Raw genomic sequence first — 18,276 nt, forward strand, 5'->3', positions numbered from 1 at the left:
GAGCTGGAGTTTAGAGATTTATCAATTATAAAGAAGATATGGAGCGGTGATGGAATGAACATTGAAGCAGTTTATGAGCAGCTTCCTAGCCTGAAGTCAGATAATTTCGTATTAAAGAAGATTGAAGATCATCATTTTAACGAAGTCTTTGAAATCTATAACAATAAAAAGGTATTTGAATACTGTGGCATAATACCCAAACACAATAAAGATACTGTGAGAAGCATGATCGGGCATTTCGAGAGAGATTATAATAAAAGATCAAGGGTTAAGTGGGGGATATTTGCCAGCTCTGACCCTGACCGGTTGCTTGGAATTATTGAAGCAGTCGACTTTAATCAGAAGGTAAATGCTGTGACGATTGGCTACTTTTTGTCGGAAGCACATTGGGGTAAAGGTATTGCTAGCGAAGCGGTGAAAATATTAATCGATTTTTTGTTTGTGGATGTCAACGTCAACAGAATTCAGGCTGAAGTGATGCCTCAAAATGAGATTTCAAAAAAGGTATTGTTGAAGAATGGCTTCATCAAAGAAGGAACATTAAGACAAGCGACACTATGGGCAGGTAAAGGAATCGTCGATTTAGAGATATACAGTATTTTAAAAGAAGACTATGTAAAATGATGAAGAAAGCGCTATTATAAGTTGGGTTTCTTGTGTGTGTGTCGAATGCCATTCGAGTTTCATGCCAGCAGAGACATACGGAAGCACCGGCCTGGAAGGCCGGTGCTTCACACTGTTAATTTTGTTCTTTCTCCTCGCTTAACAGCTTGTCTATCACAAGAACCGCCTTAACATAAATCAGGAAGGCATCCCATATGGCCTCCAAATACATGGCCTCGTCCGGCTGGTGACCTCCTCCTCTTCCGGCAGGAAAGGGGGAGGGCTTGTCCCGGCGCAGAGGGCCGAACGCTGCTGCCCGTGGCAGCCATCTGGCATGGGTAATGCCGCCCATGGCATAAGGGGGCTGGTTGGTGCCCAGCTCCCGGTTGGCCAGATCACATAGAGCCGCCGCAATAGGATCATCCGGGGCGATATAATGCGGCGGACTATCCTCCGTGCGGGTCAGCCGCATATCGTAACGGGCGGCCGCCTCTTCCAGCAGCTGCTGTATACCGCTTTTCTCCTGGGTAACCCCGTAGCGGATATCGCATAACAGGCGAAGCCTGCCGTTTTCCATATGGACGGCCGCATTGATTGTGGCTTCTCCCGACATGTCGCGGAAGGCGATGCCCAAGCCATGTCCGTAAGGACTGGCGAAGCATTCCTGCACGAAAGCCAGCGCCCGCAGAGTCCGGCTGCCCCGAACCAGCCCATGGGCGGCAAGAGCGGCTGCCAGCTTCACGGCGGCGTTGTCCGTGCCCTCGGGAAAGGCGGCATGCCCCGCTTTTCCCGATGCCGTAATGCGGACACCCTCCGGAAGAGCCTCAACCGTGAAGGAACCGGGCAGCACCTGTCTTGCATGATCCGGGTCCACGTCCCGCAAGATTGCCGAGGCGGCTGCGGGAACCACGTTATATTCGGTCCCTCCGTTGAAGGCCAGCAGGTTGCCGTCTGCCGCTTCACCTTCGAAGTCCGCGCGCAGCATCCCCTTTTCGGCAAAGCACAGGGGAAAATAGGCGTCAGGCACAATGCCGAACAGAGGAGGCTCATGCCGGGACAGGAAATGGCGGATATCGCGCATGCCGTTTTCCTCATTGCAGCCGAGAAACAGATACAGCCCGTGCCGGAGGGGCAGCTTGCTGTCAGCAAAAAATTTCAGTACATAAAGCGCCGCCACAGCCGCCGCTTTATTATCCATGGCCCCACGTCCAAATAGGTAGCCATCCCGTACAAAGGGCTCGTAAGGCGGGAAGCTCCAGTCCCCGCCCTCCGGCACCACGTCCAGATGGGCGAAAAATCCGATGCTTCCCCGCTCCGAAGCTGCCAATTCCCCTTTGACACCGTAGCCGTCAAAGTCTGTCACATCCAGCTTCTCCCGCTGCATGAGCCGGATGGCTTCGTCCAGGACAGATCTGCAGCCTTCACCGAAGGGCTGGGAGCTTCCGGGTTTGTAAGCCAGGCCTACGCTGTTGATGCGGATGAGCCCTTTGGCATCCTCGATCATGGCTTCCCGGTTCGCTTCAAGAAACTGAGAAATGTGCCAGTCCAGTTCCTGGCTGCTCTTCATCTCCATAGAGCTTTCCTTCATCGGCCCTGCCCGGCAGCCGAAAGATGCAGCCGGTTAAGCCGGCGGTCGATTTCCTCTACAGCACCGTCCGGGAAACGGAAGTCTGCTCCGGCCAGATTCTCGTGCAGGTGGCGTTCCTTGCGGATGCCCAGAATTACATTCACATGCTCATGCTTGGCCCGCAAATAGGCCACTGCCAGAGAACTGGTGGAGATGCCGAATTCCAGCGCCAATGCCTCAAGCTCCCGGGCGAAATCAACGGCCAGCAGGAAAGCCTCTCCTTGCCACCAGCGGTCATTGTGCCGGGGATCGTCCTGAGGCAGTTGATAATCCTTGCCGATGTGCCCGCTAAGAAGGCCCTGGGCTAACGGGGAATAGGCATGGAAGCTGATGCCATTGTCCTTGCACAGAGGCAGCACATCCGCCTCCGCCTCTCTGGACAACATGTTGTATTTCTTCTGCACAATGGAAATTTCCCCGTGCCCGATATAGCTTTGAATATGATGGGACTCGCAGTTTGATGCACCGATGGCCCGTATTTTCCCTTCCTTCTTCAGCTCCATCAAGGTACCGATGGTTTCCTCAATAGGCGTCAGGAACGGCTCCATGGCCGGGTTATGAGTATAGTAAATATCGATGTAATCTGTCCCCAGCCGCTTCAGGCTCTCCTCTACTTCAATGCGGACGACACGGGGGCTAAGGTTGCGTTTGACCCGGCGCCCCTCCCAGGTGAAGCGGTAGCTGCCTTCCTCATCACCCCACCACAGCCCGCATTTGGTAGACAGGATCACCTTGTCGCGTCTTCCCTTGATCGCTTGTCCCACGATTTCCTCACTGTGGCCGAAGCCGTACACGGGCGCTGTATCGATACAGTTGATGCCCGCATCCAGTGCCGCATGGATGGCCCGGATGGATTCCCTATCGTCCGTGTCCGGGAACTGGAAACCCCCTCCCATGCCGAAAGCGCCCAGTGTCAGGACCGAAGCCTCGATTCCACTACTGCCGATTTGCATTGTTTTCATAGCGCCGCTCCTTAAGCCTGGACCTGGTCCAGCCGCAGCTGGCCGCCCACGCCCACATTTTCATCTCCATGTTCCTTAATAATGACGATGGTCTTCACGTTCACTCCGGCCAGTACCCGCTCCGCTGTAAGCTGGATGTTGCGGACAAGGGCACGCTTGGCTTCCACAGGTTTGCCCGGGGCTGTGTACACGAAGAAGGTAATCTCCTCGTAATCCTTCGGCGTGCTGTTGCTGCGCGGAAACTCCTGCAGGGTGATGGATTTCAGCTGGGGCGGAAGCTGCAGTGATTCCGTTACGGCAGTGCCGATTTCCTCTACAAAACGTTTTTTGTGAGCGTCATTCAGGGATGTGTTTGCCAAAACGATTACAGTTGCCATTTGGATCAGTTCTCCTTTTTGATATAAGATTTTAGTAGTGCCGGATTATGAGTTGTAAGGCTTTTTCACACCGCTATAGGTTTCTAACAGCCATTCCGCATACTCCTTGGAGGACAGAATGTTCACAGCCTTATCCAGCCATTCCTTGTTTTGTTCTTCCGTGTCTTTATTGATAGCGAGAACGATACCTCCGTACTGCTTGTAAACCTCTGGGGTTTCCTGAAGCAGCGCCGTATCGATGGTGACCTCGGGATCTTTCATTTGATATACGGTAATGGAGGGAGCGGTCATGGCATCCAGATCAGCAAATGCGCCTACCCGGCTCCGGGGGTCAATTTCTACGAAATTGAGCTTTTTCTTGTTTTCCGTAATATCCAGCAGGGTTGGCAGATCTACACCCTCACGGAGCTTGATTAGACCGTTGTCGGCTAGCAGCTGCAGTTCCCGGGCCCGGTTGGCGGAGTCGTTGGCGATGCCGATTTTGGCACCTTCCGGAAGGCTGTCTAAGCTTTTGTGTTTTTTAGATACAAAAACCACAGGAGTCGTATAGATATTGGGACCATAGGTAATCAGGTTCGTACCATTGCTTTGGTTGAAGCTGGTCAGGTACTTCTCATTCTGAAAGTAGTTAGCGTCAATTTCCCCTTCCGCTGTGGCATTGTTCAGCGCGATGTTGTCGTTAAACACCTTCACCTCAATGTCATAGCCTTCGGTCTTCAGCTTTTCGGCCACGTAATCGATATCCGGCTGCTCACGGGCGATAACCCCAATGACGATTTGTTTGGACTGGTCACCTGAGGCGCTTTTGCTGCAGCCCGCCAGCACCGACAGGGCAAGGACGATGACCAGCGACAGAGCGGTGAAGGACATTTTTTTCATAAAAGCATACCTCTTTTCTTGGGATTGGTTTGGAATAAAAGCTTATTTTAGCTTTCGATAAAGAAAATTGCCGCCGAACTGAATGAATTGCACGATAATAATGAGAATGACCACAGTGCTGTACATGATGGTATCGTTGAAGTTCTGGTAGCCGTAGGTCAGCGCCACCGCTCCCAGTCCTCCAGCGCCCACTGTGCCGGCCATGGCCGTAAAGCCCAGCAGGGAAACATACCCTAAGGTTAGATGGGATACGATGGACGGAATGGATTCACTCACAATGACATGGAATGTAATTTGCCAATCAGAGGCACCAAAGGATTTGGCTGCCTCAATGAGGCTGGGATTGACTTCCTTGAAGCAGCCCTCCAGAAGTCTGGCGATAAGCGGAGATCCCACAATAGTTATGGAAAAAATAGCCGCCGTGGTTCCGATGGTCGTGCCCACCACAAGCCGTGTCAGCGGAATGATGGTAATAATAAGAATGATAAAGGGCACGGAGCGAAGCACGTTGATAATGGCGCTTATGGTTTCGTACACTAACCGGTTGGGTCTGAGCCCGTTCACATCGGTGGTAATAAGAATAAGCGCTAGTACAAAGCCGAAGAAGGTGCAGGTGACGACTGTGCCGCCCAGCATGATAAGCGATTCGCGCAAGCCGGGTAAAATGATGCGGTCCAAAATGGTCTGGAAATCGTACTGGTAAATTACACTCTCCTCCATTCTGTACTCGTATCCTCAAGAAAAGTCTGTGCCTTGGGGAAGTCGTCCTTGTCCACCGCAAGGGTAAAGGCTCCCGCGATGCTCTCCGCATACCGGTCAAGCCCGCCCCATACAACCTCGAAACGGATTCCCGTAGCTGTGGCGAACCGTGACAGCAGATCATTCTGACCTGGCCGCTGTACGATCTCGAACACCACCTTGTCTTCCGGCTGCCACGTACCGGGCAAACCGAGAAGCTCGTCCAGCACCTCAGAGCGGCCCAGGAAAATATCCTGCACGGAACCCGATATCTTTAGCTCCCCTTTGCTCAAGAGAGCCATATCGGTGCAGACCTCCTTCACTACCTCCATCTGGTGGGTCACAATCACGATGGTAATGCCCAACTCCTGATTGATTTTCTTCAAAAGCGCCAGGATGGATTTTGTAATATTGGGATCCAGGGCGCTGGTGGCTTCGTCACACAGCAGAATCTTCGGATTCATGGCCAGGGCTCTGGCAATGGCCACCCGTTGCTTCTGGCCCCCTGAAAGCTGGCTGGGCCGGGAGTGGATTTTGTCCGACAGCTCCACCAGCCGCAGAAGCTCGTGAATACGCGCATCAGCCTCCGCTTTCTTGTAGTTGTAACACTTCATCGGAAACATGATATTTTCATAAACAGTCTTCCGCTCCAACAGGGAAAACTGCTGGAAGATCATGCCGATGCCGCTGCGGAACTTGCGGAGTTCGGCACCACGCAGCCTGCTGATGTCTGTACCGTTTACCCGCAGGGTCCCCTGTTCGAAGGTTTCCAGCCCGTTGATGCAGCGCAGCAGGGTGGACTTCCCGGCGCCGCTTATACCTACAAGACCATAAATATCTCCGTCCCCGATGGTTACATTAATGCCCGAGAGTACAGGCTTGTCCCCGAAGGATTTGTATAACTTTTTGATTTCGATCATGGCAAAACCCCTTTCACCGTAACAACCGGATAACCAGACAACACGGAACCTTCGGCAGCTTTCCGGGGAATAAATCTTGCCGAAACCGTCCTTTTCCCGTAAAATTATATCGATCTAATTTTGTGAGAAAAAAATTTTTGTTCCGTCCGGAAATAATAATCTTAAATGCATATAAGTTTACTGGGGATAATCGTAGCAGGTGCCTGTAAGCCTGTCAATACTAAATATTATCTGTTCGGAATGTATGCTATACTATTGTAAATTTATCCGGATAAAGGAAATGAATCGTACGGAAAAAGGAGGAATGCGGTTTGGCTTCGCGGGACAAGCGGGTTACCCTTCAGGATGTGGCCGATGATGCCGGGGTTTCCCGGGCGACAGCATCGCTGGTCGTCAGAGGAAGCAAGTCTATTAAGCCCAGCACCCACAAGAAAGTTATAGAATCCATCGAAAAGCTCGGCTATGTGTATGACAGGGTGGCGGCGAGCTTCCGCTCCCAAAGCTCTTCCACGGTGGGAATCGTGATTACCGATTTTGAAAACCCCTTCTATCATCAGATGCTAACGAAAGTCGAGGACATGCTCTATAAACAGCAGTTTACTTTCCTGCTGGGCATGTCCTCCGAATCCCGGGAGAAGCAGGAACGGGTGCTGGAAACGATGCTGGAGCACCGGGTATGCGGCATTATTCTGACTCCGGTGGTCGACACCCAGCCGACTCTGTTCAACAAGCTGCGTGCCCTGCAAATACCGGCGCTTCTCATGGGGCGGGAGGTAGCGGGCTCTGGCGCGGATTACGTGGGCACGGATTACAGATTAGGCTCCCAATTGGCTGTCCGGCATCTGGTAGAACAGGGGCACCGGCGGATCGCCTATATCGGTGGTATGCTTCCCGGCAATACAGCCTACCAGGAACGGATAGACGGCTACTGCAGCGCCCTGCAGGAATACGGCCTGGAAGTGGACCCCAAGCTCATTATACCTACCCCGCTGAACCGTGAGGGAGGAATCCGCGCCATTCAGGAGGTGCTACAGCTGGAGAACCCGCCGACGGCCTGCTTCTGCCATAATGATATTATTGCCCTTGGCGTCACCATCGGCTTGCGGCTGCAAGGTTTTATCCCAGGCGAGCATATGGCCATTGTGGGCTTTGACAATATTCTGGAGACGGAAACGGTGGAGCCTAAGCTGACCACAGTATCGGTCTTTCATGACCAATGGGGTGTTGAGGCGGCCCGGCAAATGCTGGACAGGATCGGAGGTTTGCAGAGCGCCCCAGTCAAGATCATTATCCCGCCCAAGCTTATTGTCCGGAAATCCTCCGTTTGCTTCAAGGGCCTGCCGAACTTGAAGGCCTGAGCCCAATCCCAGGCGGGTTTGACACACTCGGAAGATACCCTTACCATTTTGCAGTATAATAGGATGGAAAATGGAGGGAATGGCGATGAACGATGCGATTTTGATTATAGAAGATGAGGCAGGAATTGCCTGCATGCTGGAACTGCTGCTGTCCAGGGAAGGGTATTCTTCCGTCCTTACCGCTTCTACCGGGGCGGAGGCGATGAGCCTGCTGGACAGCCGGGAACCGGATATAATTTTACTGGATGTGATGCTCCCGGACTGTAACGGCTTCGAGCTGTGTCTGGAGCTGCGCAAAAAAACAAACGCCCCGATCTTATTCCTGACTTCGCGGGCTGCCGATTATGACAAGCTGACCGGATTTGCGATGGGCGGGGACGATTATATTACAAAGCCGTTCAACTCCCTGGAGGTGGTGGCGCGGATCAAAGCCCAGCTTGCCAGAAGAAGACTGTATCAGCAGGAGGCTCCATCTGCCTGTTATACTTTTGCTGATTTTGAAATCAGCAAGGATACCGGAGGGTTGACGGTGCGCGGCCAGCAGCTTCACTGTACGGCTAAGGAGTTTGCGCTGCTGCTGTTTTTTGCCGAGCATCCGAGCCGCCTGTTTACAACGGCCCAGCTCTATGAACAGGTCTGGGGTGAAATGCAGCTGGGCGATGAGAAAACGGTTGTTATTTATATTTCCAAAATCAGAAACAAAATAGAGCAGGACCCGAAGCAGCCCCGTTACATTGTCAACTTCCGTGGATTAGGCTACAAATTTATACCGAACCCTGTACCGGCTGGTCAAATATGAAAGGGGTCGTTCGTGTTGGCCTCCGGCTGCTGCTTTTTTTGCTTGCCCTGGTTATAGGTGTTATCGCCGCATGGCTTGTTCTGTTTATCCTTTTTATTTTTATGCGGCAAATGGTTCCATGGCTGAAGGGCCTTGAGTACATACAGTTTCAAATCTGGAGTTTCCTGATCGTGTGCCTGGCTGCGCTTGTCTTCTATCTGTGGAGCCTGACGAAATCGATTTTTTATATGCTGACCTGGCTGAAGCGGCTGGCACAAGGTCAATATGACGAACCTTCGCGGAGTAATTGGCGCGGCCGCCCCATTCCCGGAAATCAGCTCAAGCTGCCTTATGCTCTCTTTAAAGAAATCATCGGGCAGTTGTCCACGTTGACCCTTGCACTGCAGCAAACAGAGAAAGAAAGACACGAATTGGATGAGAAACGAAAAAGCTGGATTGCGGGCGTGCGGCATGATCTGAAAACCCCTTTGGCCTATATTCGCGGTTACAGCTCCATGATTGCAGCCGCTGATCAATATGCGTGGTCTACTGCGGAAATAATCCAGTTCGGCTCCTTAATGGAACAAAAGACGATCCAGGTAGAGCAGCTTATTGAAGATATGAATGCTTTCTATCAACTGGACGGCAGCGAGGTTCCGCTCTCGCGGGAATCTACGGAGATGGCAGAATTTATCAGGCAGATCGTTACCGATGTTGCTGATCATCCGCTTGCTGCACAGCATACCTTTGCCTTCAATACGGACGGGGAGAAATACCTTGATATCGATCAACGCATGATTCGGCGGGCGCTGCACAATTTGCTGTGGAATGCCGTGGTTCACAATCCCGCAGGGTGCCATATTGAAACCGGGCTACGCTGGGATCAGTACGGACTGACGGTCGAAATTCGCGACAATGGGACGGGAATCGATGCGGCGGTGCTAGAGCGGCTGAACGCAACAGAGGACAATATGTTGTCGGCGCGGGCCAGATTGGCGGGCTCCGGCCTGGGCATGGCGCTGGCAAAGGTTTTTGTAACAAGGCATGGCGGCAAAATGGCTGTACATAGCAAACCGCAGCAAGGAACGCAAATCACACTTTTTTTTCTTTATTGAATGCAGGCCGGACATCCGCTTTTTGTGGTGTTGGCCTGTTTTTTTACTTAATTTTTACTTTTCTTTACCCCGCTGCTACTTCCAGCGCCTATTATTGTCCCTATATCAAAGATATGAGGTGACAGGAGATGCCACAACTTATAGTGGAGACAAAAGGGCTGACCCGCCGCTTCGGCGAGCAGGTGTCGGTGAATGAGGTAAACCTGGAGGTTCCCGAGGGGAAAATATACGGTTTTCTAGGGCCAAACGGTGCAGGGAAAACTACAACGATCAAAATGCTGCTGGGTTTGCTCCGGGCCGATAGCGGGACGATCCGTATTTTTGGACAAGAGATGCCGGGCAACAGTCAGGACATTTTGCGCAAGGTAGGCTCATTAGTAGAGAACCCATCCTATTACGGGCATTTGACCGGGTACAAAAATTTGAAAATACTAAGCACACTGCTGAAGCTGCCCGACCGGCGCATCGGTGAGGTGCTGGAAATTGTGCGGCTGACGTCCAGTGCAAACCGTAAAGTGAGCGGATATTCCCTTGGTATGAAGCAGCGGCTCGGCATAGCAGCAGCCTTGCTGCGGGATCCGCAGCTGCTGATCCTGGATGAGCCGACCAACGGCCTGGACCCGGCCGGTATCCAAGAAATACGGCATCTGATGCTGTCACTGGCCCATGATCAGGGAATGACGATCATGCTGTCCAGCCATCTGCTGAGCGAGGTGGATACGATTGCAGATGAGATCGGAATAATCAGCAGCGGCAAACTCGTCTATCAGGGAGCACTAGAAATGCTGGAGCGGCGCAGGGGCAAAGTCATGGGATTTGCAGTGGAGCGGCCGGAGGAAGCGCTTCGCACGCTAATGCTGCAAGGATTCGCCGTGGAGCGGGAAGGCAATATGCTGTCAGTTTCGGCAGAGAATGTCAGTATGTCGCAGGCAGAATTGTTCAAACTGCTGGGCCCTTACGGGATTATGAATGTACGGGAAAGCAGCAAATCGCTGGAAGAGCTATTCATGGAGTTGACCGGAAAAGGAGTAAGCTTATGATGTGGCGAGCCTTGCGGGCCGAAGGCATGAGGCTCAAACCTGCGGCCCGCTGGCTGCCGGTTATCAGCGCCGGGCTGTTCATCGCATTTATGTCGCTGGAATGGTATCTCTATTTCAAAGGCCCGGCAGGGGTATACAGCGTATTTAATGTGATGTATTTGTTTCTAGGTTTCGTATTGCTGCTAAACACCGCGTTACTCACGGGTATGATTGCCGGTTTGGAACACGAATCCAATAGTTGGAAGCAGCTGCTGACCCTGCCTGTTTCCCGCTCTGTTCTTTATTGGGCCAAGGCGCTGTGGGTTCTTTTTCTGCTGTTGTGTACGGCCTTGCTGATTATTGCCGGCCTGATCCTGCTCTGGATTTGCTACACTTCCGAACCGCTGCCGTTCCAGCTTCTAATCAAGCAAATTATGTACAGCTTTCTCGCATCAACTGCGGTGCTGGGGCTGCAGATGTGGCTGTCTATCCAATTCTCGAACCCGGCCATTCCGATGTCCATCGGCTTCCTGGGCGCTGTTTCTGGCCTATTCATAGCGCGGGACAGCGGAGCAGCATTGTGGACCTGGCTGTGGCCATGGGCCTATCCGACGATGTCCAGTCCGTTCATGGCACATCCCGAGAGGTGGATTGGCATCAGTGCAGGCCTGGGAGCGGTGCTGCTAGCCGCCGGGACCTTGCATTTTAAAAACAAACAATTTTAATTAACAGGGGTGTGATTATGGAAAATTTGATGAAAGCCGAACGAATGAAGCTGCAGTATCCCGTCATCTTCATCCTGTTCCTCCTCGGTGCGCTGGGAACTGTGATGCTCGGAATGAACAGTTTAAATTCGGAGAATTTTGTAGGTTTTTTTGAGCGCGGATGGAAAACCTTTTATCTGCATATGGCCAGCTTTCACGGTTTGTTTTTTTATCCGCTTTATGCCGGGGTATTAGCTTCTTTTATTTGCCGTTATGAGCATACAAACGGGGGCTGGAAACAACTGTTTTGTCTGCCCATTCCCCGTTACCGTGTCTATTATGCCAAATTGGGAACGCTGATGCTGCTGATGGGGTTGATTCAACTGCTTTTTGCCGGATCATATCTGCTCGCGGGAGTACTGCTTCAATTGGGGGACGATTTGGATTTTACCGAATTGATCATCGGTACGGTTGGGGGATGGCTGGCCATACTGCCGTTTGCGGCGCTGCAGTTATGGGTGTCCATGCGCTTGAAGTCGTTTGTTTCCTCATTGATTTTATCGGCTTCGATCGTGATAGCCAACATTGTGCTTACCGGGCTTCATGCCTCGATCGGTGCCTGGTTTCCTTCTACAACGGCCTACTACGCGATGTATCCAAGGGGGACGGCTTTGTCGCCCCGGCTGGATGTGATCCCCTTCATTCTCGTTGTGGCTGTAACCTCTGCTGTTTACATCTGGGCGGGACGCCGTTCGCTTATGCGCAGGGCCTAGCTTTTTGAACAAGACAAACTCCTGAGTTCCATTAGGAACAAAGGAGTTTGTCTGCGAATAAGGTTTCGTATTAACTGTCTTTGTAAAGCTTATAAAACTTTATCAAAGTGGCGTAAGGAAAATAATTCAATTGCATTTCGCATAAAAATTGCAATTAACGAATATAGCAACACTCTATCAAGACCAATACTAAATTGAATATCGAAGATTGTTGTTATAAAAACTCCAATGCAAATTGCAAAGCCAAGTGCACTATAGTAGTGCATTGCCACGTGGTTCGCCTTATTCTGAACCAATTGCCAACGTTCATCATTTCTATATTCTTTCATTTTTACAGCTTGGAAGCATGGAAGGGCAATAGTGCATATACCTAATACGACCAACACCACTAACATTACGAATTGATAAATCATAATTTTTCATCCTCCTCAAGTACAAATACTTCATTGATAGATACATTAAATGCTTTGGCAATTTTGAAAGCCAACTCCAACGAAGGTGTATATTTATATTTTTCAATGGATATAACTGCTTGTCGTGAAATCCCGACATGTTCTGCCAAATCAGCCTGTGTCCAGTCTCGTTCAGCTCTCAAAACTTTAATACGATTAGTAACCAATGTAATGGACTCCTTCCTATATGTAATCAACCAGTTACATCGTCATTGTAACCACCTAGTTACATATTGTCAATAAAAGGATACGTTATAGATAATAATCTAATGGATTTTTGCCGATGTAAAAGAAAGCATGGTATGAGATTTTTTTAAAGGGTATGGATTGATATATATAGAATAAAGTTTGGATGGAACAAGAACAGGTGAAGGAGGGGACTTATGATTTTCAGAAAAGATCCAATGGATAAAAAAGGTTTGCTTAAAGAATTAGACTCACTAGGTTATTCAGACAGGATCCATAAAATTGTCACACTAGGCCGTGAAAATCATGGATCCACCCAATATTCAAAATTGCTCGCTTCATTACTGAAAGGCGGTGTCTATGAGACACAGCTAGCTTTAATGGGGGCTATTGCCACACAGGATGCAAAGATTATTGTGTCTGCGTTAAAGCATCCTATGGCTACTATTAGAAATCAGGCAGCCGGTCTTTTGGCCAAAGTGGCTTCAGATATTGATATTGAACGTGAACTCCCGGAGCTGTCCCATGATTGCCGCCGCAAAGTACTGCGCAGTATTTCATTTATCCATCGTCAAGAATTAGCGGAGAGGTTACTGCCTGTTGTGTATGCCCGATGGGGGGCGGAGGAGGCCTCTATTCTGCTGCCAGCATGTTCTAAGGAAACGGTCAGTAAATGGCTTGAAGAGCTTGGATATATCATTATCAACTGGAAGAAATTCGCTAGCCGTCATCTTGATGCCGTTGCGGAGTATTTTAAAACAACGTTAGAAGGCACCCCCCTTAGGGAAAAGGGATATGTGTGGTGGAGATTTTCATCAGCTATCGAAGCTTTATGCAAGGTAAAGCCGGATTTCATTCTCGAATGTGCCATGAATCATGGACCCCTGGGTATCATCCATCCTGTACTTAAAAAACATCTGGGTACATTAGTCCGAATCTATCCTGAAGCAGTGTATAAGCTGCTAACCCGGAAGGAGTCGCGAAGTGACCTGCTCTCTCATGGTGTGCCGGATGGCGTTTTAAGAAGGGGGAAATATTTTTCCATAGATCAATGGATTGAATTAGCCAAGCTGCTTGCAGATACCCCCATACATATAGCGAAATTGCTTGAGTGTATGGCTCCTTCAAAGCGTAAAGCGATTTTTGAGTCGGTCTATGAAGAGGACAAACGTAAAGAGCGCATTTTTCCAGAGACATTACTGTATCAGTTACCGCATACATTACGCGACAAGGAAGCAACCCGAATGCTTGGTCTGCGTGAAATCTATGATAGCCGGGACAAAACGATTAGGATTTCAGCTTGCCGTTCTATTCATCATTCAAGAGAGCTGCTTGAAAAAGCGGCATATGCCTCTAATGCAGATGAACGCGCAATGGCACTTGTGCAGCTGATTAAAAGTACTGCGCTATCAAGACAAGGTATGAATGAGACTTTGGTGTATTTAGGCCGCATCAAAAATGATCAGGATCCTGTACGATCTGCAGTGATTAGAGAGCTTGCAAACAGTCCGGCATCTATGTTTACGGATGAGAATGTAAAGGAGCTTACTTTACTCGTTGATAGTGTTATTGAGGCTAGAGATACTTCCTATGCTACAAGGTTTGCCACTCAGGAATTAGCATTTGTGATTATGCGGTTTAATGCAGTAAATCCCGGAAGTGAGATCTTTAAGTTCGCTTTAAGCACGATCGTAAAGTTAGCCAAGCAGAGCGGACAGCTTACACTTCCATCCTTCCAGGAAAATATACCTCGGGGTATAGAAGAGCGAATATTTGAAGTGGTTTATCCGTTAGCTGTGGCGGCAAATCGAAGAGAAGACTACAATTTGGTGATCAGCCTGGCGGACTCCTTTGGCAAAAGAGGCTTTGGCATCTCTAAGCTTCAAAATTTACTAAGCGATGCGGTACAGGAGAAAACAGCTTCTATCGCAGTACGGGCGGCAAGACATTGGCTTGCCCCTCCTAAAACACGGGATGAGAGAGTCAGAGAATTATTAACGTTGGATAAATCGTTTATTACCGTAAACGAAGTGTTCCTGCATCTGCATCGGAAACGTCAAGAATGGCTGGATCCATTTATATCGGGTGAGGTTATTAAAGGCAGGTTCTTAACGGGGAAAACCATTTATGTTGTGCCGGCTGCGGATGGGTTCCATAGGTGGTTGCCGCGTCAGCAACAATCTTTTAGAACCTCAATAGAAAGCATTGCGTCAGATGCCAAACGCAGTTTTTATGAACGTTCAACAGCTATAAAGCTAATGGCAAGAATGCCTGATGTCAGTCCGGATAAGCTGGTAGGGTATTTAAAAGATAAGGAAGTAGCTGTAGTAGAAGCTGCAGTTTATGCACTTTCATTGTTGGAAGAACCCGAAAAGGCACTTCCCGTTCTGCTCGAGAATTTAGATGGAGACAGAGCCCGTGTAGCCATGTACTCGATACCCAGATGCATTCGTAGAGTGAATCCGGCTGTATTGACTTCAATACTTAAAGAACTGTTAAACCGGGACAAGCTTAAAATCACTGTCAGAAAAGAGGCCATCCGGTTACTGGGTGCTTATAGAAGCAGTGACAGCATTCCGCTATTGATGAACGAGTTTGAAAAGCCTAATGCGCATAAGGACGTAATCATTGCCATAGGGCATGCTGCGAGACAGCTTTTAGATGATGAATGCGGATGGAAGATTTTAAGCAAAATGGCCATTTCATCACAAAGTGATATTGCGAAAAGTGTACTATTGCAACAGCCCAATGAACTTCCGGTAAATTATAGATCCCGGTATTTAGAATTAATCATTAGAATAGCCGGTCATGCAGATCCGGATGTTGGAAGATATGCCTTGAATAGTATGGTCCGTTGGACAAATGGACATGAAGAAATCATTGCGGCTGCCGCTGCAAAGGTTATTCTGGATTTAGAAGATAACGCCAGATGGAATATTGCAATGAACACGCTGACAGAAACAAGCCGTGATGGCAAGGTCAATGAGAGGGTAATTGGTGTGTTTAAGGATTTGGCCAGTGTAGAAATAAGAGATGATTGGAATGCTAATGCCAAAAGAGATTTGCCTCACAGGCAACGTCTGTTGAAATTTGCTGACCAACTGACCTCTTTGCCAAAGAACACTCGCGTAAACCTTGTGCCTCTGTATATGGGTATTATTGACTGTCTGGCAGCGGATGAGACCTTAAAGCAGGTTGTAATGAAATTGTATGTAGCCTCAATAGACTGGAATAATGTTCAGGAATCCGTTGCTTACCTAACTAAAATAGTTCATTGCATTTCAAATCAGCCACATCGTTTAGGCGATGCCTATAAGCAGGTTGCGCAAAATTTAAAAGACAGCAAAGGCTACTGGAATCCAGAAACCCTATTAGAAATTGTAGATGTTATAGGGTCGGAAGATAGTTATGAATCTCAGTTTATTGGACTTTCTTTGCTTGAGGTTGCAGGAAATGTTTTATTATGGAGTCCGGAGTGTGCCCGGCTTTTAAGATTATATAGAAATCACACGAACCTTGCGATTCGCTCCCTTGCGTTAGACATTTGGACAGCAATTGATTAATTCTGATATTAGTAAACGGATAAGGCCATGAATTTCTACGTCAGTAGAGTTCATGGCCTATTTGGATATCGTAGTTATCCGCCGGATTGCGCATTGTGCGCGGCTTTATTTTTTCTTTAGATTTATACCGCTTTTTTCTCCGTGTTGCCGCTGTATCATGGTCCTATAGGGTGTTAATAGAGACAGGAGTGGGAGCATGAGAACAGGGTTATGGATGAAAATAGGGCTGGTGGCGGCGATTTTGGCGCAACCAGTGGCGATGCAGCCGGAGTCTGCGCAGGCACAAGCGGTGAAGGTGCAGCCGAAGGAGGCGCAGTCGCTATCGTCTGCAGCGGCCACCGCGCCGGAGCAGCATGAGGAAGCAGCCGCTTCCGGGGAACGGGAGCGGTATGAACAGCAGACCGATGAATTTATGAAGACAGCAATGGACAAGTACCATGTGCCGGGCGTAACTTTGGCGGTGGTCAAGGATGGCGCAGTCTGGCTGGAGAAGGGCTACGGCTATGCGGATGTGGAGGCCAAGGTGCCGGTAGATCCGCTCAAGACCCGCTTCAGTATCGCTTCGGTCTCCAAGGTTTTTACGGCTACAGCAGCCATGCAGCTGGCGGAGCAGGGGAAGCTGGACTTGGCGGCGGATGTGAACCAGTATTTGCCGGATTCCCTGCAAGTGGCCAACTCGTACAAAACTCCGCTAACCATGAAACATTTGCTGACCAATACCGGGGGATTCGCCAATGCCGAACAGCGCGAAGGGGCTTGGTCGAACACGGTGCCGGAGCAGCGGGTTCCGCTGGAGCAGACTCTGCAAAAGCTGCTGCCGCCGCTGGTGAGGGCACCGGGAGATGCGGTGCAGTATAGCAATGAAGGCTTCACCCTCGCCGGATATATTGTGGAAAGAGCAAGCGGCCTGTCCTACGATGATTATATCCGCCAGCATATTTTTGCTCCTCTGCATATGGACAACAGCTTGACCTATCTTACGCCGGAGCGTTTGAACCAGCAATTGGCCCAGGGATATTCTTACGATAAGGGGTTTGTCAAAATGAAGCAGGGGGAGGTTTTGACCTACCCCGCCGGCTCCATCTGGTCAACCGCTGACGACATGAGCAAGTTTGTATTGGCCCATCTGCAGGGTCGGGGCCAAGGGGAAAGCTCGATTTTACAACAAGATACCGCCAAGCAGATGTACTCGCAGCAATATTCCACGCATCCCCTAATGCCCGGTTATGCCTATGGCTTTTTTCAAAACTACAAAAATCCTGCCATTCTGGTTCACCCCGGAGATACTGAGGCTTTTTCCAGTCTGATATCGATCATGCCGTCCAAGGGACTCGGGTTTTTCGTTGGCTGTAACTCCCAATACGAAGGAGACGACGGGACCTTCCGGGATGCCTTTGAGGAACAGTTCTACTCCTTCTTCGGAGTAAGTCTGGATCAGCCGCTGGCCGAATCGACCGGGGAGGCGACAGAGCCCGCTGCAAGTATTCAAGCCTACGCGGGCACATACGCCATGGTGATTAGTGAGGGACTGGGCCCGGGGGTTTCCAAGCTGCGTTACCAGATGGTTACACCAAAAGTGGCCGTCAGTGAGCAAGGGGAGGTTACCCTGAAATCGGCGGGTGAGGAGCTGAACGGGCAATACACGCAGATTGGCAAGCAGATTTTTTACAATAAAAAGGCCAATAAATATCTTGTGCTTAAAGAAGGGGAAGGCGGGAGCAAATATGTCGTGCTGGATACGACAGTGCCCTTCCAGGCGTTTGTTAAGCTGAATCCCTGGGAAGCAGGGGCGGGAGGATTGGCTTGGAAAGTAGCGCTGGCTGGCGCATTGCTGGGTCTTATAGCGGGAATGATTGCCATTTGCAGACGCGAAAAATCGGGACCCCAGCGGATGTGCCTGCGGCACAGGCTTCCTGCCTATCTTATAGCTCCGCTTATTCTTGGTGCGGCGGTAGTTACGATGCTGGGCGTTTTCTCTGAAAGCCGTGCGGTACAGGGCCACTGGCTGCTGGCAGCCAACCTCCTTGCAGCGGGGATCGCAGCAGGCATAGCGTGTTCGGCTGGATTTGCGGTAAAATATGGGCGAAGCAAAAAACTGCATCTCCTTGACGCAACGGTCATACTGGGAATGGGACTGGCCGGAACGAGCGGAATCTTTTACATGTATCTGATGAAGCTGCTGCTTATTGCTTAGAGGAGACAGGGAACGAAAGGCGGCTGGC

General features: G+C 49.9%; 17 protein-coding genes. 9 read left to right on the forward strand and 8 right to left on the reverse strand.

Translation table 11 applies throughout. From position 1 onward, the window contains the following. Positions 1-54: 54 nt before the first annotated feature. Positions 55-624 carry a GNAT family N-acetyltransferase gene (locus tag NST99_RS03650; protein WP_341097540.1) on the forward strand — a complete coding sequence of 190 codons (570 nt, stop codon included), beginning with the start codon at positions 55-57 and terminating at the stop codon, positions 622-624. A 115-nt stretch (positions 625-739) separates the two neighbouring features. Here NST99_RS03650 and NST99_RS03655 read toward each other — a convergent pair whose 3' ends face one another. The 6 genes from NST99_RS03655 to NST99_RS03680 are packed head-to-tail and all read right to left on the reverse strand — an operon-like array spanning position 740 to position 6,106. Further along, entirely contained in the window at positions 740-2,191 is a 1,452-nt protein-coding gene (locus tag NST99_RS03655; protein ID WP_341089781.1) for a Sapep family Mn(2+)-dependent dipeptidase, read from the reverse strand. After that, entirely contained in the window at positions 2,188-3,192 is a 1,005-nt protein-coding gene (locus tag NST99_RS03660) for an aldo/keto reductase (RefSeq protein WP_341089782.1), read from the reverse strand. Before NST99_RS03660 ends, NST99_RS03655 begins: the two co-directional genes overlap by 4 nt. Positions 3,193-3,203: 11 nt before the next feature. Continuing rightward, positions 3,204-3,569, reverse strand: coding sequence for a tautomerase family protein (locus NST99_RS03665; protein ID WP_341089783.1), 366 nt, complete (start codon positions 3,567-3,569; stop codon positions 3,204-3,206). A 45-nt stretch (positions 3,570-3,614) separates the two neighbouring features. Then, the gene (locus NST99_RS03670) at positions 3,615-4,448 is read right to left on the reverse strand and encodes a MetQ/NlpA family ABC transporter substrate-binding protein (RefSeq protein WP_341089784.1); all 834 of its coding nucleotides are present in this window, start codon (positions 4,446-4,448) and stop codon (positions 3,615-3,617) included. Positions 4,449-4,490: 42 nt separating this feature from the next. Then, the gene (locus tag NST99_RS03675) at positions 4,491-5,168 is read right to left on the reverse strand and encodes a methionine ABC transporter permease (RefSeq protein ID WP_341089785.1); all 678 of its coding nucleotides are present in this window, start codon (positions 5,166-5,168) and stop codon (positions 4,491-4,493) included. Continuing rightward, positions 5,153-6,106: a methionine ABC transporter ATP-binding protein gene (locus tag NST99_RS03680; protein ID WP_341089786.1), complete on the reverse strand. Its 954-nt coding sequence runs from the start codon at positions 6,104-6,106 to the stop codon at positions 5,153-5,155. The genes NST99_RS03675 and NST99_RS03680 overlap by 16 nt, the downstream gene beginning before the upstream one ends. 311 nt (positions 6,107-6,417) lie before the next feature. Here NST99_RS03680 and NST99_RS03685 point away from each other — a divergent pair, with 311 nt between their 5' ends. From NST99_RS03685 to NST99_RS03710, 6 genes are all read left to right on the forward strand, one after another. Then, positions 6,418-7,464 carry a LacI family DNA-binding transcriptional regulator gene (locus NST99_RS03685; RefSeq protein ID WP_341089787.1) on the forward strand — a complete coding sequence of 349 codons (1,047 nt, stop codon included), beginning with the start codon at positions 6,418-6,420 and terminating at the stop codon, positions 7,462-7,464. Positions 7,465-7,549: 85 nt separating this feature from the next. Continuing rightward, positions 7,550-8,263 carry a response regulator transcription factor gene (locus tag NST99_RS03690; RefSeq protein WP_341089788.1) on the forward strand — a complete coding sequence of 238 codons (714 nt, stop codon included), beginning with the start codon at positions 7,550-7,552 and terminating at the stop codon, positions 8,261-8,263. Continuing rightward, positions 8,260-9,357 (forward strand): sensor histidine kinase, encoded by a 1,098-nt coding sequence (locus tag NST99_RS03695; protein WP_341089789.1) that lies wholly within the window; start codon positions 8,260-8,262, stop codon positions 9,355-9,357. Before NST99_RS03690 ends, NST99_RS03695 begins: the two co-directional genes overlap by 4 nt. Before the next feature lie 128 nt (positions 9,358-9,485). After that, a complete protein-coding gene (locus NST99_RS03700) occupies positions 9,486-10,397 on the forward strand; it encodes an ABC transporter ATP-binding protein (RefSeq protein ID WP_341089790.1) in 912 nt (303 codons plus the stop codon). Continuing rightward, positions 10,394-11,101 carry an ABC transporter permease gene (locus NST99_RS03705; RefSeq protein ID WP_341089791.1) on the forward strand — a complete coding sequence of 236 codons (708 nt, stop codon included), beginning with the start codon at positions 10,394-10,396 and terminating at the stop codon, positions 11,099-11,101. Before NST99_RS03700 ends, NST99_RS03705 begins: the two co-directional genes overlap by 4 nt. A 17-nt stretch (positions 11,102-11,118) precedes the next feature. Then, entirely contained in the window at positions 11,119-11,853 is a 735-nt protein-coding gene (locus tag NST99_RS03710; RefSeq protein WP_341089792.1) for an ABC transporter permease, read from the forward strand. Between the two features lie 89 nt (positions 11,854-11,942). On the opposite strand, the gene NST99_RS03715 is transcribed toward NST99_RS03710, so the two are convergent. Both NST99_RS03715 and NST99_RS03720 read right to left on the reverse strand, forming a co-directional pair. Then, positions 11,943-12,266: a DUF2178 domain-containing protein gene (locus tag NST99_RS03715; protein ID WP_341089793.1), complete on the reverse strand. Its 324-nt coding sequence runs from the start codon at positions 12,264-12,266 to the stop codon at positions 11,943-11,945. Further along, entirely contained in the window at positions 12,263-12,472 is a 210-nt protein-coding gene (locus tag NST99_RS03720) for a helix-turn-helix transcriptional regulator (protein WP_341089795.1), read from the reverse strand. The genes NST99_RS03715 and NST99_RS03720 overlap by 4 nt, the downstream gene beginning before the upstream one ends. 216 nt (positions 12,473-12,688) lie before the next feature. Here NST99_RS03720 and NST99_RS03725 point away from each other — a divergent pair, with 216 nt between their 5' ends. After that, the gene (locus NST99_RS03725; protein WP_341089796.1) at positions 12,689-16,054 is read left to right on the forward strand and encodes a HEAT repeat domain-containing protein; all 3,366 of its coding nucleotides are present in this window, start codon (positions 12,689-12,691) and stop codon (positions 16,052-16,054) included. A gap of 196 nt (positions 16,055-16,250) precedes the next feature. Then, a complete protein-coding gene (locus NST99_RS03730; RefSeq protein ID WP_341089797.1) occupies positions 16,251-18,248 on the forward strand; it encodes a serine hydrolase domain-containing protein in 1,998 nt (665 codons plus the stop codon). Positions 18,249-18,276 lie beyond the last annotated feature (28 nt).

This window comes from Paenibacillus sp. FSL L8-0470, from assembly GCF_038008625.1.
Lineage (GTDB): Bacteria > Bacillota > Bacilli > Paenibacillales > Paenibacillaceae > Paenibacillus_AQ.

What these genes read in the sequence shown, in the direction of transcription:
- NST99_RS03670 (WP_341089784.1), bottom strand. Translation starts at nt 4,448, where the DNA reads ATGAAAAAAATGTCCTTCACCGCTCTGTCGCTGGTCATCGTCCTTGCC.
- NST99_RS03705 (WP_341089791.1), top strand. Translation starts at nt 10,394, where the DNA reads ATGATGTGGCGAGCCTTGCGGGCCGAAGGCATGAGGCTCAAACCTGCG.
- NST99_RS03655 (WP_341089781.1), bottom strand. Translation starts at nt 2,191, where the DNA reads ATGAAGGAAAGCTCTATGGAGATGAAGAGCAGCCAGGAACTGGACTGG.
- NST99_RS03695 (WP_341089789.1), top strand. Translation starts at nt 8,260, where the DNA reads ATGAAAGGGGTCGTTCGTGTTGGCCTCCGGCTGCTGCTTTTTTTGCTT.
- NST99_RS03650 (WP_341097540.1), top strand. Translation starts at nt 55, where the DNA reads ATGAACATTGAAGCAGTTTATGAGCAGCTTCCTAGCCTGAAGTCAGAT.
- NST99_RS03690 (WP_341089788.1), top strand. Translation starts at nt 7,550, where the DNA reads ATGAACGATGCGATTTTGATTATAGAAGATGAGGCAGGAATTGCCTGC.
- NST99_RS03715 (WP_341089793.1), bottom strand. Translation starts at nt 12,266, where the DNA reads ATGATTTATCAATTCGTAATGTTAGTGGTGTTGGTCGTATTAGGTATA.
- NST99_RS03660 (WP_341089782.1), bottom strand. Translation starts at nt 3,192, where the DNA reads ATGAAAACAATGCAAATCGGCAGTAGTGGAATCGAGGCTTCGGTCCTG.
- NST99_RS03710 (WP_341089792.1), top strand. Translation starts at nt 11,119, where the DNA reads ATGGAAAATTTGATGAAAGCCGAACGAATGAAGCTGCAGTATCCCGTC.
- NST99_RS03700 (WP_341089790.1), top strand. Translation starts at nt 9,486, where the DNA reads ATGCCACAACTTATAGTGGAGACAAAAGGGCTGACCCGCCGCTTCGGC.
- NST99_RS03665 (WP_341089783.1), bottom strand. Translation starts at nt 3,569, where the DNA reads ATGGCAACTGTAATCGTTTTGGCAAACACATCCCTGAATGACGCTCAC.
- NST99_RS03675 (WP_341089785.1), bottom strand. Translation starts at nt 5,168, where the DNA reads ATGGAGGAGAGTGTAATTTACCAGTACGATTTCCAGACCATTTTGGAC.
- NST99_RS03725 (WP_341089796.1), top strand. Translation starts at nt 12,689, where the DNA reads ATGATTTTCAGAAAAGATCCAATGGATAAAAAAGGTTTGCTTAAAGAA.
- NST99_RS03680 (WP_341089786.1), bottom strand. Translation starts at nt 6,106, where the DNA reads ATGATCGAAATCAAAAAGTTATACAAATCCTTCGGGGACAAGCCTGTA.
- NST99_RS03730 (WP_341089797.1), top strand. Translation starts at nt 16,251, where the DNA reads ATGAGAACAGGGTTATGGATGAAAATAGGGCTGGTGGCGGCGATTTTG.